Here is a 20,800-nt window from a genome sequence, read left to right as displayed (position 1 = left end):
ATTTCGCTTATTGCTAAATTGACCAAAATCACGATTTAGTATCACATGAAGAGTCAATTTCAGGAAAAAACTATGATACCTAGCATTCATATTAAGACGAAACCTTAATATTAGAAATTAAAAATCATCCTTTCTATGACACACAAGACCAGCACTTCCTTAATCGATTTAAGCCACACTATAGAAGATGGTCTTATTACCTACAAAGGTCTCCCGGCCCCTATTATTTGCGACTACATGAGTCGCGATGACTCCAAACAATTTTACGAGAAGGGTACACAATTTCAAATAGGTAAGATAGAAATGGTGACTAATACCGGCACTTATATAGATTGTCCTTTTCATAGATATGAAGACGGAAAAGATCTTTCACAGATAGCATTGGAGCGTTTTGTGGATATTGATGCTGTGGTGATACGTGTTCCTTTCTCTGAAACCATTGAGATAAGGGAGGAACATCTTAAAAACTATGAAATAGAAAACAAGGCAGTTTTGATACAAACCGACTGGGATAAACACTGGAACACTGACCAATATTTTGAAAACAATCCATATTTGACCGAAGGGGCTGCCACCTACCTTAGAGACTGCTCTGTTAAGCTAGTAGGAATAGACTCTCATAATATAGACGACACCAGAGGAAAAAGCAGACCAGTGCATACCATTCTTTTGGGAGCGGAAATTCTTATAGTGGAGCATCTCTGTAACTTAAATTTACTTCCCGACTCTGGCTTCACTTTTAGTGCGGTTCCGCCAAAATTCAAAGGCGTGGGTACTTTCCCCGTGAGGGCTTTTGTGAAAATGAAATAAAGTCTAGCCCTAAAGCTAAATCTATTAGCAAATTACTAAGGCCTAATTCCTTACTTTTAAACAAAAAAGCGATGTCCTATTGTAAATTTTGTCAAGACTTACCTGAAGATAATGTCCATAGATATTATCACGACTTCCAGTATGGCTTCCCATTAGAAACTGACAATGAGCTTTTTGAAAGATTAGTTTTAGAAATAAATCAAGCTGGGCTTTCTTGGAATACCATTCTGGTCAAAAAAGATAATTTTTTCAAAGCTTTTGATGGTTTTGACATAGCCACAGTAGCATCTTACCCTGAAGCTGAAAGGGAAAGACTACTTTCTGACAAAGGAATTATTAGAAATAAATTAAAAGTCAACGCTGCCATTCATAATGCCAACGTCATTTTAGACCTTCAAAAAGAGCATGGAAGCTTTAAAAAGTGGATTGAGCTAAATCACCCTTTGACCAAAGATGAATGGGTCAAGCTTTTTAAAAAGCGTTTCAAATTTGTCGGTGGAGAAATCATCAATGAGTTTCTTCAAAGTACCGGTTATTTACCCACACCACATGACCCTGACTGCCCTATTTATGAAAAGGTAGAGAAGGCTAAGAAAGATATGGGGATATATTGATGTTCGTTTTGTCGGAGGTTTTGTTCGACGGATGTTTTGTCCCCAGAGGGACAATGCAGCTTCTTGGTCTGCTTTTTTCTACCGGGTTTTGTCCCTAACGGGACACTATGCAAACTCTTCTTCTTTTTTTCTACCGAGGTTTCGTCTCTCACGGGACGTGTTTGGCGTTGTTGCTCCTTTTTTCTACCGAGGTTACGTCCCTAAGGGACACGTTCGATTGCTTTAGTTTTTTTTAGCGAGGTGTTATCCCTAAGGAACAATGCAGCTTCTTGGTCTGTCTTCTTTCTACCGAAGTGTTGGCCCCAGAGCGACAATGCAGCTTCTTGGTCTTCCTTTTTCCTACCGAGGTTTCGTCCCTCACGGGACTTGTTAGACATTGAATATCTGACGTTCTTGATTCCAGAAGCCCTGAAAGGGCTTAAGATGAATAAAAGAACATCTTAACATCACAAACCTTCTTTGGCGTTTTTTTTGCCCTTCATTCAAAAATTGTGACAAAGAAATCTACATCATTATTGCTCCAACTTATCTATCATTACAAAAACAGAACTCCAGGCAGGTACTGTTATCTTAATACCGCCACTCGTCTTTGCTGATTTTGCCTTTATATCTGCGTAATTTGAAGGTCCTCCGGCTCCATTTGAAGGTGCGTTTCCATTCACTATCACCTTTCTTGAGAAATCACCATTATCTGCTCCGCCTGCTAAATTATACCAATAATACCTTTCTCCTGCATTAAAATTTGTGGTCTTTATTTCTACGTTTTGTGGTGAACCAGAGGTATTTACTACTGCCACAGCCACTTCTCCAGAACTATACGTTGAAGCATAAGATTTCACCGCAGTTGGCATTGCTCCTAGTGCTTTATCAGCAGATTTCACTAACCTATCTCCTATTGTTTTCTGGAAATAATACATGTGATAAAAGGATGGTCTTGCATTCATTCTTGGGTCTTCTGAACTACCTCCATCACTAAACAGACCATGGTCGTTTCCGTTTTCCCAGCCGTTATACAAATCCCATCTGGCTGCCATTCCATACTTATTTTTGATAGATTCTCCCTGCACTATTACAGAGAAAGCACCACTGGTGTTTGAAACCTGCTGCATTCTATCTTTGGCCCACATATTCCATTCGGTGAAAGCTATTGGCTTCTCATGACCCCCATTTTTACTTATTTCACCATTTATAAAACGCATCATTTTTTCTGGTAGAGCTATGGCGTCTTTCAATATATTGACTGCCTCTGAGTTTTCATCATAGGGTGTTATATAATTATGAGCAATGTAAAAATCGGCCTCATTATCAATATTCTTTATCAATCCCTCATTCCATGTTTTAGTGGTATTAGATTGCCAGTCTTGTATTTCAGACTCTTGCATAACCGCCCCTATTTTAATTTGAGAGCCTATTTCAGCCGCAGCATTCCGCATAGAATCAGCAAAAACCTTAAAGTGTTTGGCATATAGTGCTCCAGTCAAAAACTCAGGTTGTCCATCTTGGTTTTTACTTACATCTATTCTATTTCCTTTTTCCCAAGTACCATAATTTTCGTTTCCTACTTCCCATAGCTTCGTTCGTCCATTATCATATCGTACCCAGTCTGCAGCTAGTTTGGCTGCCATCGCCACAGGGTCTTTGCTGGTTCCATATCTAGCAAAACTATAGTTCACACATATACTTCCTTCATTTCCTGTAGCGGCAAGCATGGCATAATAATTTTCCAACGAAGCACGCCAATTGTCGTTTGTTTGTCCATAGAAAAAGCTTGCATCCGTAAATGAACCATCTTCGTTCATAAACTGCCTAGGCACACCCCATTTCTCCATGTATTCTGCTGGTGGGGTTTCTTTAAAACCACTCACATTTGGGTCGTCTACAGGGAAAGTATTCCAGAAGTAAACGTTACTCCCACTTCCTGCTGGCCATCTGATAACCTGCGGATTAAGATTACTCACATCTTTTAAAAAACCGGGTTCATCCACAAAAGTGCCCATCCAAGTATTGGCATTATGCCCAAAAATCTTATTCGGAATTTTGGTAACAATGTCTGAAGCATCTATACTTACTGTATGGGTAATAGAAGAAGGTGCTGTGCCATCTATAAAGTCAGGAGCGGTAAATGTTTTAGGCTGCCAATTATCTAAAAAGAAACCAATGGAAGTGGCCAATTCAGGGTCTACTGCTGGTGCTATTGGCACTATTTCAACAGGCATTTCAATAGCAGGTTCTACAGAATTCTTAGAGCACGATAGCAGGAAAACAATACTTAAAAGGGCAGTAGCTTTAAACTGTACGGCATTAATTATTAGCATATTATTTAGGGTCAAAATCTTTTAATACTTTATTTCTCGTGTAGCACCTTTCTTATCAAAAAACTGCACAGAAAGCGTTCGCTTTGAAAGCAGTAGGCTCCGTGAAGATTGTGAAGTAAAAGCACTTCCATTCTGCAGTTCTATCTTTCTTACCTGTCCATTTTTAAGACTTTCTATGGCGTATATTTCATTGAGTTTTGCTTTCGTTTTCTTCCTATCTCCAGAAAGTAAAAAAGCACCTAGGCCACCTCTATTTTGTGAGGTCAAAACCATGGTTTGGCCAGTGGCATTCTGAATCCTCACTAATGATTTAGTATCACCAACAGCTACAAAACCACTACTATTTATGCTTTTCGGCGTAAAGCTACCTTCTCCATCACCTCTTAGTAAAAGTCCATTTTGGGCATCTAAACGCCCTACAGAAATTTCGTTACCAAAGTCATTCCCCGTCATCAAAACATCTAAGAAACCGTCTTGGTCAAAATCTTCTACTAACATTCCAAAAATGGGTGCAGTTTGAGCCAATAAAGGCATCGCTTTTAGTTCAAAGTCGCCATCTCCCTTATTTTCTAAGTATGATGTGGTTACCGTATTGATATTTAAAACCAAGGCATCTTTGACATCATCTTTGGCAAAAACGCCATAGATAGACGAATTGGCATATTTCTCATAGGAACCAAATCGTTGCCTTAAGGCATTAATTTGCTTGAATAAATCGTCTCTGACATTAAAAGGCACTTCTTCCTTCTCGTTTTCTTTTCCTAAATAATAAACGGTAGGAATGGCATCATAAACGCCATCTTTATCAAAATCTTTGGCATAAATGGTAAGCGGCGTTTCTTCTGAAATTTTGAAATTATTATTCCATCCAAGATTACCTATTACATAATCTATATCGCCATCATTATCAAAATCACCTGCCGCTATGCTGTTCCAAAAACCCGATTTAGATTCTAAAACTTTGTTCTGAACTCTCCTGAAGCTTTTACCACTTTCATTTTTGAAAAGAGTGATGGGCATTGCTTCACCCACTACTATTAAATCTTGCCAGCCGTCATTATCAAAATCAGTCCAGATACCATCAGAAACCAAACCAAAATCCACTAAATCAGGAGCTAAGCCTGCCGTGATATCATTAAATTTGATGGTCTTTTTAGAGTCATTTCTTAAAATAAAGCTGCTAGCAGCTTCTGGGTAAGCATTAACGGTATGCCTAGTTCCAATAAAAAGGTCTAGGTCGCCATCTTTATCAAAATCGGCGGCCTTTACCACCGAACCACTTTTTCTTCTTTTAGGCAAAGCATCTTTCAGATAAGTAAAGTTTCCTTTCCCATCATTTTCATAGAGTCTATCTTCATAATTGGCACTGGTCGACTTGAATTCATTGCTTCCACTCACAATGTATAAATCGAGGTCTTGGTCGCCATCTGCATCAAAAAATAGTACGCCAGCATCTTCTGAAGCTTTATGCGAATCATCAAAGGCTTTCTTTTCAAAACCACCTTCTTCTTTTTGAATTAAAAAAGTGCCTGAATAATTGGCTGCTCCAGCTATAAAGACATCTTCTAGGTCATCGCCATTAATGTCTCCCACCGCCAAGGCTGGTCCATATTGTGAAAACTTATGAGGAATCAGTTTTTGAATATCAAAATCTATATAGTCTTCTTCTTCATGTATGTAATCAATATTGAGTTCTTCTGTAATCTCTTCAAAAAGCCTTTGACTTGAAACCTTCACCTCCTCTAGATTTACCGCATCTTTTTCCGAAACCTTTATTATTTGATTTGCTTTGACATTCTGTAATTTAGAAACCTTTCCGCTCTGCCATATGACAGTCAGCTCCCTAATTTCCTCCATATTTCCTAAACCAAAATGAGCTACATTTTCTACAGTTGACAAATAGCCTCTATAAGGCGTATTTTCATAAGTCTGAGTTTCATTCTCACCATATTTGATTTGAATAACTGCTCCTAATCCGTTAATATTATCGGCTAATCCTTCACATTTAACTCTTAGAAAAGAGCTATTTTCTTGTCCTTTATTTAGGTAAACAAAAGCCGGTTCATTGATGTTGTTGACCACATAATCTAGGTCGCCATCATTATCAAAATCGGCATAGGCTGCTCCATTAGAAAAGCTTGGCTGAGCTATTCCCCATACTTCGCCTACAGCATCAAATGCTGGTATTTCTTTGTTTCCAGTATTCCTAAAGGCTTTGTTCGCCACTTTTCTTGAAGGCAAAAGGCCTAACAATTCTTCTAAAGGAGCTTTTCTTTGTACCGCCGCTTGAAAGCCATACACCACATAGTCTAAATCAGTTATGTCTTTTGGGAAACCATTGGTAATAATAATGTCTTTAAAGCCATTATTATCAAAATCTGCAAGCATGGGACACCAACTCCAGTCCGTTTCAGCTATGCCTGCCATCAGACCTATTTCACTAAAAAGCGGTTTTTGGGTCAAGGGATTGACACCAGCGTTAAACTGAAGTGTATTTCTGGCATATTGATAATTATAACCATACTTTTCATTATTCTGATAGGTAGAATAATTATTGGCTGGCACCATCATTTTCTTCCGATAGTTTTCTTCCGGAAGCATGTCTAATGCCACTATATCTACCAAACCGTCATTGTTCAAATCGGCCACATCATTACCCATGGCAGAGTAAGAGGTGTGCTTAAAATAAGCCGCAGCTTGGTCTGTAAAGGTGCCGTTTTGATTATTGATGTATAGAATGTCGTCCGATAGAAAGTCGTTGGTGATAAAAATATCTTTCCATCCATCTTGGTTAATGTCTGTAATGTTAATGCCTAATCCATAGCCATCTTTCAGGATTCCTGCTTTCTTTGAAACGTCAGTAAAATGTGGATTTTCATTAGTGCCGTCGTTTTGGAAAAGCTTATCCGTTCTTTTAGAAGAGCCATCGGTCACTTTTGTCTCATACTTATTTGGGTAACCTTGTTTTTCCAATTCATTGACCAAAAGAAAAAGGTCTAAATCGCCGTCATTGTCATAATCAAAAAAGGCTGCACTGGTGGTATGGCTGTTATCTGCTACACCATATTCTTCTGCCAAATCTTTAAAAACCGGAGTTCCTGTTTCATCAAGTCCTTGGTTAATAAAAAAGACATTGCTTCTAGACCCATTTACGGTAGCAGAAACGTAAATATCCATGAAGCCGTCATTGTTAATATCTACGGCTGTGGCTCCTGAGCACCATTTATCAGCTGTTGCTGTACCACTTTTCTCTGTAATATCTTCAAAACTTAGGGATGCTCCACCTTTATTAAGATAGAGTTTATTACTCACCTGATTTCCTGTAAAGTAAACATCGGTAAGACCGTCGTTATTGAAATCGGCGAGGGCTACACCGCCGCCATTATAGAGGTATTCAAAACTAAAAACGTTACGCGTGTTGGTCTCTGTAATATCATTTGAAAAGGTAATACCTGACTGCTCAGCCGAGAGTAGAGCAAAAAGAGGTTCTTGCTTTTTTCCGCAAGAAAGGGAAAGGAAAGCAATCAAAACAATCCAAATTTTAGCTTTGATGTATTTCATTTTAGACTAATTTCTCAAAACAAGGCAAAAAAATAGTAGCCAGGCAAAACGCTGACTACTATCTAAAATCAAACTCAATTATCTCATTACTTTAATAACATTACATCATCAAAATAGAAAGTCTCACTTTCGTCTGGTCCTTGAATCCTCCAGCCTATTTGTTTAAGCGTGGTTCCTGGATACCAGAAATCTAGGTCTTCAATTGCTATTTTATAGTAATTCCAAATGCCTGGAGCTACATCAATTTTGTTTTGGTCAGCAAACTCTCCAAAACCAATATTAGATGCATCAGACTGAATCCAAAGAGACATTGGTACCGAACCACCTTTAATAGCAAAAGTCAAATACTTGTAATCTGCATCATATTCTACAGATGGCCACCAGTTAGCTAATGCAGCTAAATGCCAGTTTCCGCCTGCAAAAACTTTTGACATAGAAGCTTCTCCTGCAAATGCTTCGTCAGTATTAACAATAAGTGGGTCGCCCCAAGAACCGTTATCAAATCCATCTGCAATACTATCTGTGAAAATTTGGAAAGCCTCGTCAGCATTTACAAACTCATTTCCTGTGGTAGTGATGGTTCCACTGCTGTTAGTAATATCTAATCTTACTTGAGTAAGGCTAGTTTGAGGGAACTTAAGTGTCATGGTTTCATTACCAATCTTATCTTTAGTGGTTCCTACTATTTCCACAGCCTCATTTGTACCCGTAAACACCACAGAACTTACATCGGCAAAGTTTTTACCTTTTAGCGTAATATTTCCACGTCCTTCGCCAAAAGTGATTTTATCTGCCGAATAAACAGCTGGTTTAGCTATTATCTTAAAGTCATGAACCACTTCACCATGAGAAGTCACAATCTTGATTTGATTAGTGGCCGTTTCGTCTGTTGGAGCCTCTGCAGGAAGTCTTATAATGATGGCTTCATCTGTATTATAAGTAGGGTTAAAGCTCGTTTGATATCCATTAAAATAGACATAAACGGCTCCACCAATATTACTTCCTTTTATTACCAAAAGGTCATAAGGCTCGGCACCTAAAATGACGCTATCGCTATAACTACTGATGGTATCTAAAAGATACACACCGCTTATGACAGGTGTACCCGTGCTAAATCCCGGTATACCAGAATCGTCTTTTTCGCAACTGGAAAGAAACGAAATCCCAGCTAACATCACCAATATGGCCATGCCCGAAATTTTCTTATATAAATATTGATTCTCTTTTTTCATTTTTCTTGTCTTTATATTGAGAAACAAGGGTTTCTCTGAAAAATAATTTTAGTTAAACTCGTAAGGAACAGGGTCTTTTAAAAGGTTAGGAGCCTGAGCCGTTTCTGTATCTGGAATAGGCAGATAAAACTTAGAAGGCACTAAAGTAAAACTCTCCTCATTTCGAATTATAAACTCAAATTCTCTTTTCTTTTGAGGTGTTCCTGTTCCCTCCACTATGCGTATGGTGTAAATACCACGTATTTGATTGCCTATCATATCTATCACCTTCTGCGGGTTATAGTAATAAAGTCTCACCATATCATACCAGGCATCACCTTCTACAGCAAACTCATACCTTCTTTCGTGTAACAAGTCATCTAATGTAAATGATGTTACAGGCTCTAATGTTGCTCTTTCTCTTACGGCATTGTAATATTTCAAGGCCTCAGGGTCACTGGTAGATGCATTGTTTCCTAAAATAGCTTCGGCATAAATAAAGTAAACATCTGCCAAACGCTGCATGTAGGTATTATTAGGAGCATTTTGCTGCTGTCCTAATCCGCCATTATCATCTGGCGTACCTACTACATATTTTTTAAAGTTGGCAAAGGTAGTCCATGCATCATCTGCAGGTATTGGTACTCTGTATCCGCCATCGGCTTTTATCAATTCTGGATAATGGTCTCCCGGAAGCATAAATGTAGCTTTTCTTCTTACAGAGTCTTTTGGGTCTGCATTTACCAAGTAATCATAAGAAGCTCCGTGGCCTCCACCCCATCCATCCTGGAATCCGGTTAGCTGACTATTGGCCGCAAACTGAGATTGAAATTGATTTCCAGAACCATAACCTCCATTACTCACCCATTGCAGCCCAAAAAGCTGCTCAGGATTATTATTATTGGCGGTTAAAAACAAATCCGGATAGTTTTCCATCAACTGAAAAGGACCGTTTTCTATCACATCTTTTGCTAATTCTTTGGCCTTATCTAAATACCCTTGGTCTCTTTGACCGTTGGTAGAACCTAGTCCTGCTCTGGTCAAATAAAACCTTGCTAGCATTCCTTTTGCTGAATAAGAATTCAGTCGTCCACTACCTGATGGAGATGAAGCAGGAAGCAATTCCACTGCCGCTTGTAAATCTCTTATAGCAAACTCCCAAACACTCTCCACTGTGTTACGAGCAAGTGTAGTATCGGCACCTTGTGCAAGGTTATCCGTAATGATAGGCACAGGACCCCAGTTTTGTACTAAATAATAATACGCCACACCTCGCATATACCTTGCTTCGCCAATAGCCCTATCTTTCGCTTCTTGACTCACCTCAGGTTTTGCGTAAGTCTCCACATTATACATTAAAACATTACACTGAGCCACAATGGTAAAAAACGAGTTCCATGAGTTTCTTAAATCGCCGTTTGTGTTTGACACATTAAACTGATAAAACTGCTCCCAGCTAGAGTTATAGGGTGTAAGCATATTGCCCGCACGGCCATCGCCAAAAGAAAGGAGAGCCTGTCCGTTTGAACCAAACCAAACCTTATTATAAAGTGCAGCCGTACCCGCCATTAACTCGGCATCTGTATTGAAAAATGCTGGAGCGGTAAGATTATCTAAGGGAGGCGTTTCTAAAAACGACTCTTTACATGAAGTAAAGCCAAAGACCGTTAGACCAACAAATAAGAGTTTTAATAAATTATATCTTTTCATTTTCTGAATATTAAAAATTATCTATGGTACTATTAAAAATCAAAAGAAGCTGACATGGTGTACATTCTAGAAGATGGGTAACGCCCATTATCAAAACCTGGAACGCCACCAGAAGTACCTACCTCTGGGTCATAACCAGAGTACTTAGTAAACGTAAACGCATTCTGCACACCTGCCGTCACTTTTACACCATTAAATGGCAATACCTTTTTCATTACTGACTTTGGCACAAAATAGCTCAACTGTATGTTTTTGATTCTTATATAAGAACCATCTTCTACAAACCTGTCTGTAGCACGGCCACTGTTACCATAACTAGTTCCTGAGATTCTAGGAACTTGAGTTCCTGGATTTAACAAGGTCAAAGTTTCGTCTAATTCAGTTCCGCTTGGTCTTGCAAACGTCACAGCCTCTTGGTATGCTCCGTGTATGTAGTTTCTGAAAGAACTGTTGTCAAATCTCAATTGATTGAACACTTGGTTTCCGTAAACTCCTTGCGTAAACACATTCAATTCAAATCCTTTATAAGATAATGAGTTAGAAAAACCGAACGTAAACTTAGGCCATGGGTTACCAATAAAAGTTCTGTCTTTATCATCAATCACCTGAATATTTTCTCCCAAAGCTGGGTCGTAGTATTCCGTTTCGTCAAGGTTTACATACTTCACATCACCCACCCAAGCTTGCTCAGGGTCAATGTGAATTCCGGTAGGAAGTGCTGCCGTAATTAAATCGTTATAATCTTCTATTAGGCCATCAGCTCTGTAGCCATAAAACTGGAATAAAGGCTGCCCTACAATAGAACGAGAAATCACTCTAGTATACCATGGGAATCTGTCAATAATGGCTCTATCAGTATTTAATTTCAATAACTTATTTCTATCAAAAGAGATATTAAAATCACTTCTCCAAGTTAAGTCACTTGATTTTTGCCCTCTAATTGGAGTAGTATTCAGTGCAATTCCAAAACCTCTGTTTTCCATGTCACCAATATTTACTACTGGTGCTCCAATACTACCCTGTCCTACTGTACCTGCATAAGCTGGTAAAGGCAAATCTGTAATCAAATCGGTAGTTCTTCTTAAATAAGCATCAAAAACTACTTGAACTCTGTCGTTCAACATATTCATGTCAAAACCAACATTGTAGGTAGTGGTGTTTTCCCATTTAATATCTGGATTAGGAAATCTAGCTGCCAAGAAACCTTGACCTGACTGCGTGGCCGCAGTACTTAATGGAGCGTAGGTATTCTTTCCCCAATACTGATTACCCGTGGTACCCACCTCAAACCTCATTTTAAGGTCATTAATAAAGTCCACATTTTCCATAAAGCCTTCTTTTGAGACTCTCCATGCCGCAGATACTGAAGGGAAGAAACCCCATCTGTTATTTGGTCCGAAGTAAGAAGAAGCATCCGCTCTGAATGTTCCCTGAAGTATATACTTATCGTCATACACATAACCTAACCTTGTAAAATATGACTCCTGAGAGTTATCATCTCTTCTACTTCCACTTAAAGAAGTTTTAGGGTCACCCAGGCTTAACTCAGATAATGCATTATTAGTAAAACCTGTAACTCTACCAGAAAGCTGCTCATTAAAAGAGTACTGTGCCTCATGACCTGCTATTACATTTACACTGTGTTTTTCTAAAAGTGTTTTGGCATATTGAATTCTTTGGTTAGAACTCCAGAAATAGTTATTACCACTATATCTTTCTGATGTAGAAATAGGATTAACGGCACCTTGTGTCAGTTCATTTGTACCAAAAGAATAAGAGGGTCTAAAAATTGCTCTAGCGTCTGAGCCATAATTCCCATTAAACTCAGCATGGAAAGTGAAGTCATTCAAAAAGTTCAAATCGGCATAGATAGTACCAAAGGCAGTCATACGCTTAAACTCATTCGTATTCGTATAAGCCAATGCTACTGGATTAGTTATCTTAGCAGAATACTGCCCAGGAATCACATCTTGAGGTCCTCCAAAAGTACCATCAGCATTATAAACAGGTGCGTTTGGCGATTGGCGAATAGCCGTGCTAATTACATTATCTTCGTTTATAGAAAGACTTTCGTTCGTTCCTGAAAGAGAAAGGTTAGTACCTATTTTTAGGTATTTTCTCGCTTGGCTTTCTAAGTTTATTCTAAAAGACTTTCTATTAAAACCAGAATTAGGGGCAATACCCTCTTGGTTCATAAGCTCTGTAGAAATGTAATACGTTAACTTGTTAGTACCACCACTCATAGAAAACTGCTGTTTTTTCATGGCGGCTGTATTAAACAAAGCCGACTGCCAGTTAGTACCTTGCCCCAATATAGTTGGGTCTGCAAACTCCATGTTATGACCGTAGCCTACCTCATCTGCCCATGCATTACTATAAACCGCATACTCTTGCAAATTCATCATTGGAAGTTGGTCTGGAAGAGTCTGAAAGTTATACATGGTGGTAAAATTGACCTTAGCATCACCAGCTTTACCTTTCTTAGTAGTAATCACAATCACCCCATTTGATGCTTTAGAACCATAAATCGATTGAGCAGAAGGACCACTCAAAACGTTCATAGAAGCAATATCATCTGGGTTTATGGTAGATAGTATATTTGACTGACCGTCAGAACCTATGCCTTGTGTAGGACCGTCTTGTGGTATAATCTGAACACCATCAATCACGTACATTGGTTGGTTATTACCATTAATGGTAGACAAACCTCTAATATAAACTGCAGCAGCTCCACCTGGCTTACCAGAGTTACTTGCCACAAAAACGTTAGGTGCTCTTCCTTGTAATGCTTGGTCTAAAGTTGTATTTACCGTCTTTTTTAACTCTGACTCTCCAATGTTAGTTTGAGCTCCAGAAAGTAAACGCTTACTAGAAGAACCATAACCTACCACCACAATCTCATCTAAAGAGTTGGTACTCTCTCTTAAGGTAATATCTATGATACTTTGATTTCCAACAGTAACTTCCTCTTTATCAAAACCAATAGAAGTAAAAACTAAAACATCAGAACTGCTTGCCTCTATGCTAAAGTTTCCATCAATATTGGTTATTGCACCCCTACTGGTGCCTTTCACTAAAACACTGGTGCTCGGAACACCCTCTCCATCTTCACTTGTTACTTTTCCAGAAATCTTTTTTAAGGAACTTTGGCCAAAGCCCTCCGCTGGAAGAAGATAAACTAGCGAAGCAATCACTAATAAACAGGTTGTTTTAAACCCTCGCAGCAAATAACTTCTCAGTAGTTTTTTTTGCATATAATTAAAATTAAGGTTGAAATTAAGGTTTGACAGTTGTGAAAACAGAAAGTTAAATACCTCCTCCCATGTCAAGAAAGTACAAATTTACCTCCTATTTATACCAAATCATTAATGGTAATCCCCCAATTTAAAAAACAAGGGTAAACCCTTGTTTTCTGATAGTGATACTAAAAAAAACTAAGCCAAAGGAATAGAAATAGTAATAGAAGTGCCCGTTTCACGGTCTGAATGCAGGTTTAGCATCCCTTTTAAATAGTCTACCCTAGAACGGATATTATTCCAGCCGCTGGAACCTTCTTTAATTTTGGTTTCGTCAAAACCAATCCCGTCATCTTCTACGGTTAAATTGACGGTTTCGTCTGAAAAGATAATTTGCACTAAAATCTCTTTAGCTTTAGCATACTTCAAAGAATTGGTTAAAAGCTCCTGTGTAATTCTATAAATCATCAGATTTTTATTCTTCCCTAAATCGTGTGCTTCGCCAAAATGCTCAAAGATGATGCTTGGTTCATTGCTATTCTGTTTCAAAACAAAATCCTGAAGAGCTTTAACCAAACCAAAGTTGGTAAGATTACTTGGCTGCATATTGCTAGAAATGTTTCTTAATTCAGTGCAGGCATCATCTAGCATTTGAACTGTATTTGATTGTGTCAAACCCCTGCCCATTAAAATTTTAATTCTAGAAAGCATGGTACCTAAACCATCGTGTAGTTCTTGAGCTATTCGCTCACGCTCTTTCTCCTGGCCTTCTATTAGTGCATTTAAGGTGTTAATCTGATTGTTTTTATTTGCATGATTAATTTCTAGTTGATTAATAGCACGTCTATTCACAAAGGCAATCACCAATAATACCAAAATCAATAATGTAAGAAACAATACACCCACATACATCTGTTGACGGGTTTCAAGCCTTTCAATTTCGTTTTCTGCCAACTTTTTCTCCAAAGCCAACTTTGCTACTGTAATCCTTTGTTTTTCTATCAAATTATAATCGCTAAAAGAGCGTAAATCTGATTCTATTTTTGATGTATAAATTTTCTCTACTGTCCTGAGCGTTATGTTGGCATATTTATAAGCATTCTGATAATCCTTTTTGTAGAAATAGTAATCTCGAATATTATCATAAACCTCTTTTTTTAGTTGGTAAAGAATCTCATTGCTTTCTATTATTTCTAAGCTTTTCAGTAAAGCCTCTATTCGTTTTTCTTGAAAACCCATCTCTCTGTAACTGGCTGCTTTTAAATAATATGCTAATGCCTCTAACCATCCTATTTTAAGCTTCTCACCTATCACCCTACTCTTTTCAGCATGCTCTAATGACTTTTCAAAGTCTCTAATTCGTGTATAATAATCAGCATAAGCAGAATGAATTCTACCTGTAAAAGCTTCATCATCCACTTCTTTATCTAACATTTCTGCTCTTTCAAGACGGTCTAAAACATTCTCAAACTTGTTTTCATGAATATCTATATTAGCCAAATTTACCAAATGACCTATTTCTAAAGATGGCCAGTCATTTATTCTGAAATAGTTAACCGAACTTTCAATATACTCTTTTGCAAATTTCTTGATATAAACTCTATCCATATAATAGGAGCCAATAGCCCCACGGATATTATAATAATTAACTGAATCACCCACCACCAGAAAGAACTCCATACTTTTATGAAGTGTAGCCATGGGAGATATGTCTGGAATGTTTGAATGCTCCTCATATTTAGCATAAGACCAATACGTGTAGGCTAAGCCTAGTGTATCTTTTTCGGTTTCATACTTTTGCAGCAAGCTATCAAGTTGTACCTTAGTAAAAAGTAAAGTCCAATCAGGATATTGATCTTGTGCAACAACATTTAACTGCCAAAAGAAACCAATGAAAAACACAAATGGTAGAAGTATCTTTGAGGACCTGCTCATATTGGTTACGCTAATGATTCAAACTAAAAAAGTACAATGATAAGGGTATTATTGGTAGATGACCATAAAATTTTCACAGAAGGTGTGGCTTCCTTGCTACATAATGAGCCCGACTTTGAAGTCATAGGCGAGTGTCAAAACGCCGCTCAGGTAAAAACTACGCTCAAAGATAAAGATATTGATGTGGTACTGCTCGACATAAACCTAGGTGAAGATAGTGGCCTAAACGTATGTAAGCACATTGTAGAAAAGCACCCTGCGGTTAAAGTTTTAGCCATGTCCATGTATAATGATGAGAGCTTCATTACTAAAATGATGAAAAATGGTGCATCTGGCTATATTTTAAAAAACACGGGCGGCGAAGAACTTCTAAAAGCATTGCGTACGGTGTATAAAGGTGAAAACTACCAAAGCAAAGAGGTGACAGATATTATCATGCTCAGCCTTTCGCGTCAAAAAGCACCCGAGAAAAATCTATATGATTTACGATTTACCAGAAGAGAAAAAGAAGTTTTAGAATTGGTATCTAAAGGTAAAACCACCAAAGAAATAGCTTCGGAACTTTTCATTAGCATCAAAACAGTGGAAACTCACCGAAGTAACCTTCTTTCGAAATTTGAAGTAAAAAATATGATTAGCCTGCTGAAGCTGGCTATGGAGTATGGGTATATAAAATAAGGAGGCCCATCATTTTTCCTAAATCAGATTCTAAAGACCGATAATGTTTTGTCCCTAAGGGACATGTTTTCGAATTCAATTTCCTTTTCTACCGAGCTGCAATCCCTAAAGGGATATGTTCTTGGAAACTTTTATTTTTTCTATCCACGTTTTGTCACCATGACACAAGTTCTACGAATTACGTTTTCTTTTTTTACCTAGGTGTCGTCCCTAAAGGGACAAAAGCAAAAACCTCTCGAAAGAGGCTTTTGCTAAATTTTTTATATCAATTTCCAGCCATCACGGTACTTGCGACCTACAAATTTATTTGCTTCGTCATAATTGGTGATTTTCATATTTTCACCATCCCAAAGCAGTTTCTTACGACCTTCAAACTTGGCACCTCTTCCTTTACCAGAAGTTCTTTCTTGGTAACTTCTAATAGCTAAATTACCCATAATCACTGTCTCGGTTAATGGACCAGAATAATCGAAAGATGATGTCAGTTCATTATGTTCTTTACTGCCAAAACCTGCTTTAACAGCCTCTACCCAGCTAGTATGGTGTCCATATTCTGACATTCCAACGTTTTTCATACCAGCATCATAACCCTTTGGCACTTCTATAATTTCACCCGTGTTAAGGTAAATCTTGGCTCTTTGTCCATAAGATGTACATACCATCACTCCTTTTTCTCCTTCCATAATAACGCCATTGGCACTATCTTCATCACCTACACTATGGTCGTCCGGAATAATATTAGGATGAAAAGGTCTTATTCCACCATCTGACCATCTCATGGTTACTTCTTTCTTATTTGCCGCTGTGGCTGGAAACTTCACTTGAACACTTGAAGAAGGAGGACATCCCTCAGGAATATATTCCGCCTCCCAGTCTTTTAAGAAAATTTGCCCTACACTACACTCTACTTCTGTAGGATAACCTAATTCTAAAACTCTAAACGCCGGGTCTATCAGGTGACAGCCCATGTCTCCTAAAGCACCTGTTCCAAAATCCCACCATCCACGCCATTTGAATGGGTGGTAAAGCGGGTGGTAATCTACCATAGCGGCAGGTCCTATCCAAGTGTCCCAGTCTTCGGCAGACATACTTTTTGGCAGTGGCATTTTCCCTGATGGTACAGGTATTCCTTGTGGCCAAACGGGTCTATTGGTCCAAATATGTACTTTATCCACATCGCCTATTAAACCAGCCTTAAACCACTCTATCATTTTCTGCTGCTCTGGATTAGATGCTCCCTGGTTACCCATTTGAGAAACAATTTTATATTTCCTGGCAGCTTCAGTCAGCATTCTGGCCTCATAAATATTATGCGTAAGTGGTTTTTGCACATATACATGAACATCGTTTTGCATGGCCATCATAGCCGCTACCCCATGATTATGGTCTGGCGTAGAAATAGTGACTGCATCAATGTCTTTTTGCTTGTCAAACATTTCTCTAAAGTCTCTGTAAATCTTGGCTTTAGGAAATTTCTTAATAGAACTAGCCGCCTCGTTTAAGTCCACATCACACAGTGCCACTACATTTTCAGATCCATTATTATAAGCGTGGCTAATATCACTTCTTCCTTTTCCTCCTGCACCTATTGACGCTATATTTAGCTTATCACTTGGAGCTTTGAAGCCTTTGCCTAAGACATGGCGTGGCACTATATAAAATGACCCCGCGGCCAAGGCTCCTTTCTTAATAAAATCTCTTCTAGTATTTGTTTTCATAGGGATAGGTTTTCTTTTTTTATAAAACTATTTCAATTTTCACAGGATATCAACTTCTAAACTAGCTTATCTGTATAAGCTAGTAAAATACGCCTACTTAAAGTATAATTTCTTCGACAACAGCGAATATGGGCTTAATTCTTAACAATCTTGTACGATTTGACCGCTCCCTCTGTCAGAAGTTTTATGATATAAACTCCGCTTGATTGCTTCGCCAAAACCTTTGACAGTTTTCTCTCCACTCTATTTAAATAATCTTCATAACTATCAATCAATTCTCCGTTTATATTATAAAGTTCAAGTTTCAAAATCTCTTTAGAGCTATTCTCATATCCTATTCTCAGATTTCCTCCAGTAGGGTTTGGATAAATCAAAACTGAGTCTAACTCTGAATATGCTTTAGATGTAACCACTGGTCTCAGCATAAATCTACTCAAAATGGGCAAATGGTCAGATGTATTATCAGGATAGCCATCAATATCGGCAAAAGATAATTGTAGCTGTGTACCGTTTTCTAGAGCACTATCAAAAAGCTCATCAGAAACCATTACATGGTCAATCACATTATCATAACCTATATAAGATTTCTCTTTATTGTCACTTAACACCTTGCTTAAAACCTTATAATTTGCCTCATCTGCCATGAAATGACTATAAGTAGATTCGCTAAAACCCGTTACCACGGTTTCGTCCACATCGTCATTGTAATCGCCTGCCATTATTATAGAAGCTAACGAAAAATGTAGGTCTAAAGAGTCTTTCAAAACCTCCAAATCACGCCTCCTCATATTATAAACCAGTTCTCTCTCATCTGGATTATTTCTGTTTGCCCTGGCATGTAAACCAATAATATGAAGTCGTCTTTTCACACCATCAACCTCCACATCACACACAAAAAGTGCTGGGAGTCTGCCACTGGCCCAAAACTTATCAAAACTATCAGGATAGTCTGATATATTAGGAGTACCGCCCAATAAAGGCTTCAGCTCCACCATTTCTACAGTGTTATATTTATATACAAAACATACTCGTTGAGCATATTCTGGGTCTCCGCTACCAGAAACAGCTGGAGAGCAAATACCCTCATAGTTTTCCAAAGAACTAACTAAATCATCAAAAGCGTTTAAGCTGGTAATTTCCTCTAAGATAAATACATCCGCATCTATCTCTGTCATAGTTTGTACTGCATTGGCCATTTGTAGCTGCTCATCACGAGGACCATTTCCCTCGCTACCAAACCATTCCAAATTCCACGCCGCCAAATCAAACGTATATTCTTTAGAGATGTTTAACTCACTTACCGGAATAGCTCCCAAATTTTCAATGTCCGACAATACTCTTGGGTAAATCTGAAATTGGTCGCGGTATTGACCCACCACACCCGTAATGTCAAATTCTCCTTGCGGTTTTAAATGCCCATCAATCTTGGTACTTGACCATATTCTGGCAGGACTTACTCTATTTCCTTGACTTACGCTTTCATTCACATTTGGCAGAAAAACAAAATTTGGGTCATTTAGAGTAACATTTTCTACTTTGACTAGTTTACCCGCATTATCTTCTAATTCCGAAAGCTCCACTAGCATAGGTTCTTTAGCCTCCCTTCCTGCTACGCTTGATGCTCTTTGGTTATTTTCTTCCAAAACCAATTCTTGGTTTAACTCAGAAAGTATACCATAAAACTGAACCTTATCCCCTATTTCAAAACCAAAATCGCCCTGAATTCTTATTCCGCTCGTTTCATCTTCTATATAATTAAAATCCGCAAATTCATTTGCAGACCCAGTGATTATTCCAGCTACCAAAACGGAGTCTCCTCCTTGTACTCTTTTGGCGTCTGCCACAGTCAAACTGCAATTATCCCTTAGGCTAAAAATAGGATATGTTGCAGAAATATGGTCAATAACCTCCGCCCCATAGTTATCAATACTAATGGATAATTCTCCTTCAGACAAACCTTCCTTAGCCAGCATTTTGACATAGAAAGGCTCATAATAAGCATTATTAGAAGACCTGAAAGTAAGCTGGTCAGACCAATTTTCACCATCAAGTGAAAACTCCATAACATTGACAGAAGGCGACCACACACTAAGTTCTGTTTCTGGCCAGTAGGCATTTAAAGTCACCGGAAAAACAGGCTCGTCAGTACATTTTGAAGAATAAGCATAGAGCTTTTCTGGCAAGCTTAGCTCTACCGAGAGTTCCCTTTTTAAAGATGTTGCATCTTTCCAGTTATAGGCTATTCTTAGTTCATCTATACTCAAAGTAGCGGCTTTGCTAGCACTTCCTTGACGAAAAGCCACACTACCGATATTATTCGAATCATGTTCTCCTGTTTTAGCAGAAACTAAACTACTAGGCTCATTATTCGTCTCATTTTCAAGTACAAAAAGTTCTACGCTATCATCTGAACTGCTCGCATTTTGAAAAGTATATTTAAGAACTAACTGATATGTTCTATTAAACTGAAAAGTGTTACTTCCATAATTAGCCGAGCTTGAAGATTTGCTCACGCCAAAAGCTATTCCACCGTCTTGAGCTTTGACAAATACCCTTCCTCTAAAATTTGTGCCTAAATCCTCCGGCCCTAAGTGAAGAAAATACTCTCCGTCAGAAGAGGCCTCTGCCACATTTACCAAAACCGAAGCATAAACAGCACCAGAGTTTTGAGCAGAAAAACCGCGATGAATATCCTGACCTCCGTTAGATAAATGCACAGAACCATCTTTAGAGGCTCCGCCAAATGTTAATCCGTCTGAAATCAAAATGGGATTAGTATCGCCTCCGCTATGCACTTCCCATGAAAGAGTGCTTAAAGGTGTGCCTTCAGGATAAGCAAAAGACTCTGTGAATAATTGGCTTTTCCCCAGAAAACTGGAAAAGATAAAAAGGATAGAAAATAGATATTTCAAGCGATAAAGTTTAAGTCGTAAAGTTCGGGAATATATTTATTGATATTAAGTAAGAACCTGATTAAATATGGAATAATGTAATTGGGAAATACTATTTTCA

At 38.3% G+C, this 20,800-nt stretch carries 12 protein-coding genes; 3 read left to right on the top strand and 9 right to left on the bottom strand.

Features of this window, described 5'->3' with window-relative positions:
• Positions 1 to 135: 135 nt before the first annotated feature.
• Both AADJ06_RS00410 and AADJ06_RS00405 read left to right on the top strand, forming a co-directional pair.
• Positions 136 to 810, top strand: coding sequence for a cyclase family protein (locus tag AADJ06_RS00410; RefSeq protein WP_341224407.1), 675 nt, complete (start codon positions 136 to 138; stop codon positions 808 to 810).
• 71 nt (positions 811 to 881) lie between these two features.
• Positions 882 to 1,424: a DNA-3-methyladenine glycosylase I gene (locus AADJ06_RS00405; RefSeq protein WP_341224406.1), complete on the top strand. Its 543-nt coding sequence runs from the start codon at positions 882 to 884 to the stop codon at positions 1,422 to 1,424.
• A 200-nt stretch (positions 1,425 to 1,624) separates the two neighbouring features.
• On the opposite strand, the gene AADJ06_RS00400 is transcribed toward AADJ06_RS00405, so the two are convergent.
• From AADJ06_RS00400 to AADJ06_RS00370, 7 genes are all read right to left on the bottom strand, one after another.
• Complete coding sequence (locus AADJ06_RS00400; protein ID WP_341224405.1) at positions 1,625 to 1,801, bottom strand: hypothetical protein; 177 nt, start codon at positions 1,799 to 1,801, stop codon at positions 1,625 to 1,627.
• Between the two features lie 135 nt (positions 1,802 to 1,936).
• Entirely contained in the window at positions 1,937 to 3,739 is a 1,803-nt protein-coding gene (locus AADJ06_RS00395; protein ID WP_341224404.1) for a hypothetical protein, read from the bottom strand.
• A 21-nt stretch (positions 3,740 to 3,760) separates the two neighbouring features.
• On the bottom strand, positions 3,761 to 7,300 hold the full coding sequence (locus AADJ06_RS00390; RefSeq protein WP_341224403.1) for a VCBS repeat-containing protein: 3,540 nt from the start codon (positions 7,298 to 7,300) through the stop codon (positions 3,761 to 3,763).
• Between the two features lie 86 nt (positions 7,301 to 7,386).
• Positions 7,387 to 8,532, bottom strand: coding sequence for a cell shape determination protein CcmA (locus tag AADJ06_RS00385; RefSeq protein ID WP_341224402.1), 1,146 nt, complete (start codon positions 8,530 to 8,532; stop codon positions 7,387 to 7,389).
• 48 nt (positions 8,533 to 8,580) lie between these two features.
• Positions 8,581 to 10,221 carry a RagB/SusD family nutrient uptake outer membrane protein gene (locus AADJ06_RS00380; protein WP_341224401.1) on the bottom strand — a complete coding sequence of 547 codons (1,641 nt, stop codon included), beginning with the start codon at positions 10,219 to 10,221 and terminating at the stop codon, positions 8,581 to 8,583.
• A gap of 32 nt (positions 10,222 to 10,253) precedes the next feature.
• On the bottom strand, positions 10,254 to 13,475 hold the full coding sequence (locus tag AADJ06_RS00375; protein WP_341224400.1) for a TonB-dependent receptor: 3,222 nt from the start codon (positions 13,473 to 13,475) through the stop codon (positions 10,254 to 10,256).
• Between the two features lie 180 nt (positions 13,476 to 13,655).
• Positions 13,656 to 15,392 (bottom strand): ATP-binding protein, encoded by a 1,737-nt coding sequence (locus AADJ06_RS00370; RefSeq protein ID WP_341224399.1) that lies wholly within the window; start codon positions 15,390 to 15,392, stop codon positions 13,656 to 13,658.
• Between the two features lie 36 nt (positions 15,393 to 15,428).
• Between AADJ06_RS00370 and AADJ06_RS00365 the strand changes: the two genes are divergently transcribed.
• Positions 15,429 to 16,070, top strand: coding sequence for a response regulator transcription factor (locus AADJ06_RS00365; RefSeq protein WP_341224398.1), 642 nt, complete (start codon positions 15,429 to 15,431; stop codon positions 16,068 to 16,070).
• A gap of 260 nt (positions 16,071 to 16,330) precedes the next feature.
• Here the strand turns inward: AADJ06_RS00365 and AADJ06_RS00360 are convergent, their stop codons facing one another.
• Both AADJ06_RS00360 and AADJ06_RS00355 read right to left on the bottom strand, forming a co-directional pair.
• Positions 16,331 to 17,788 carry a Gfo/Idh/MocA family oxidoreductase gene (locus tag AADJ06_RS00360; protein ID WP_341224397.1) on the bottom strand — a complete coding sequence of 486 codons (1,458 nt, stop codon included), beginning with the start codon at positions 17,786 to 17,788 and terminating at the stop codon, positions 16,331 to 16,333.
• 134 nt (positions 17,789 to 17,922) lie between these two features.
• A complete protein-coding gene (locus AADJ06_RS00355) occupies positions 17,923 to 20,700 on the bottom strand; it encodes a DUF5689 domain-containing protein (RefSeq protein WP_341224396.1) in 2,778 nt (925 codons plus the stop codon).
• Positions 20,701 to 20,800 lie beyond the last annotated feature (100 nt).

Source organism: uncultured Arcticibacterium sp., assembly GCF_964021845.1.
Taxonomy (GTDB): Bacteria; Bacteroidota; Bacteroidia; order Cytophagales; family Spirosomataceae; genus Arcticibacterium.
This window is presented reverse-complemented; position numbering and strand designations above follow the sequence as displayed.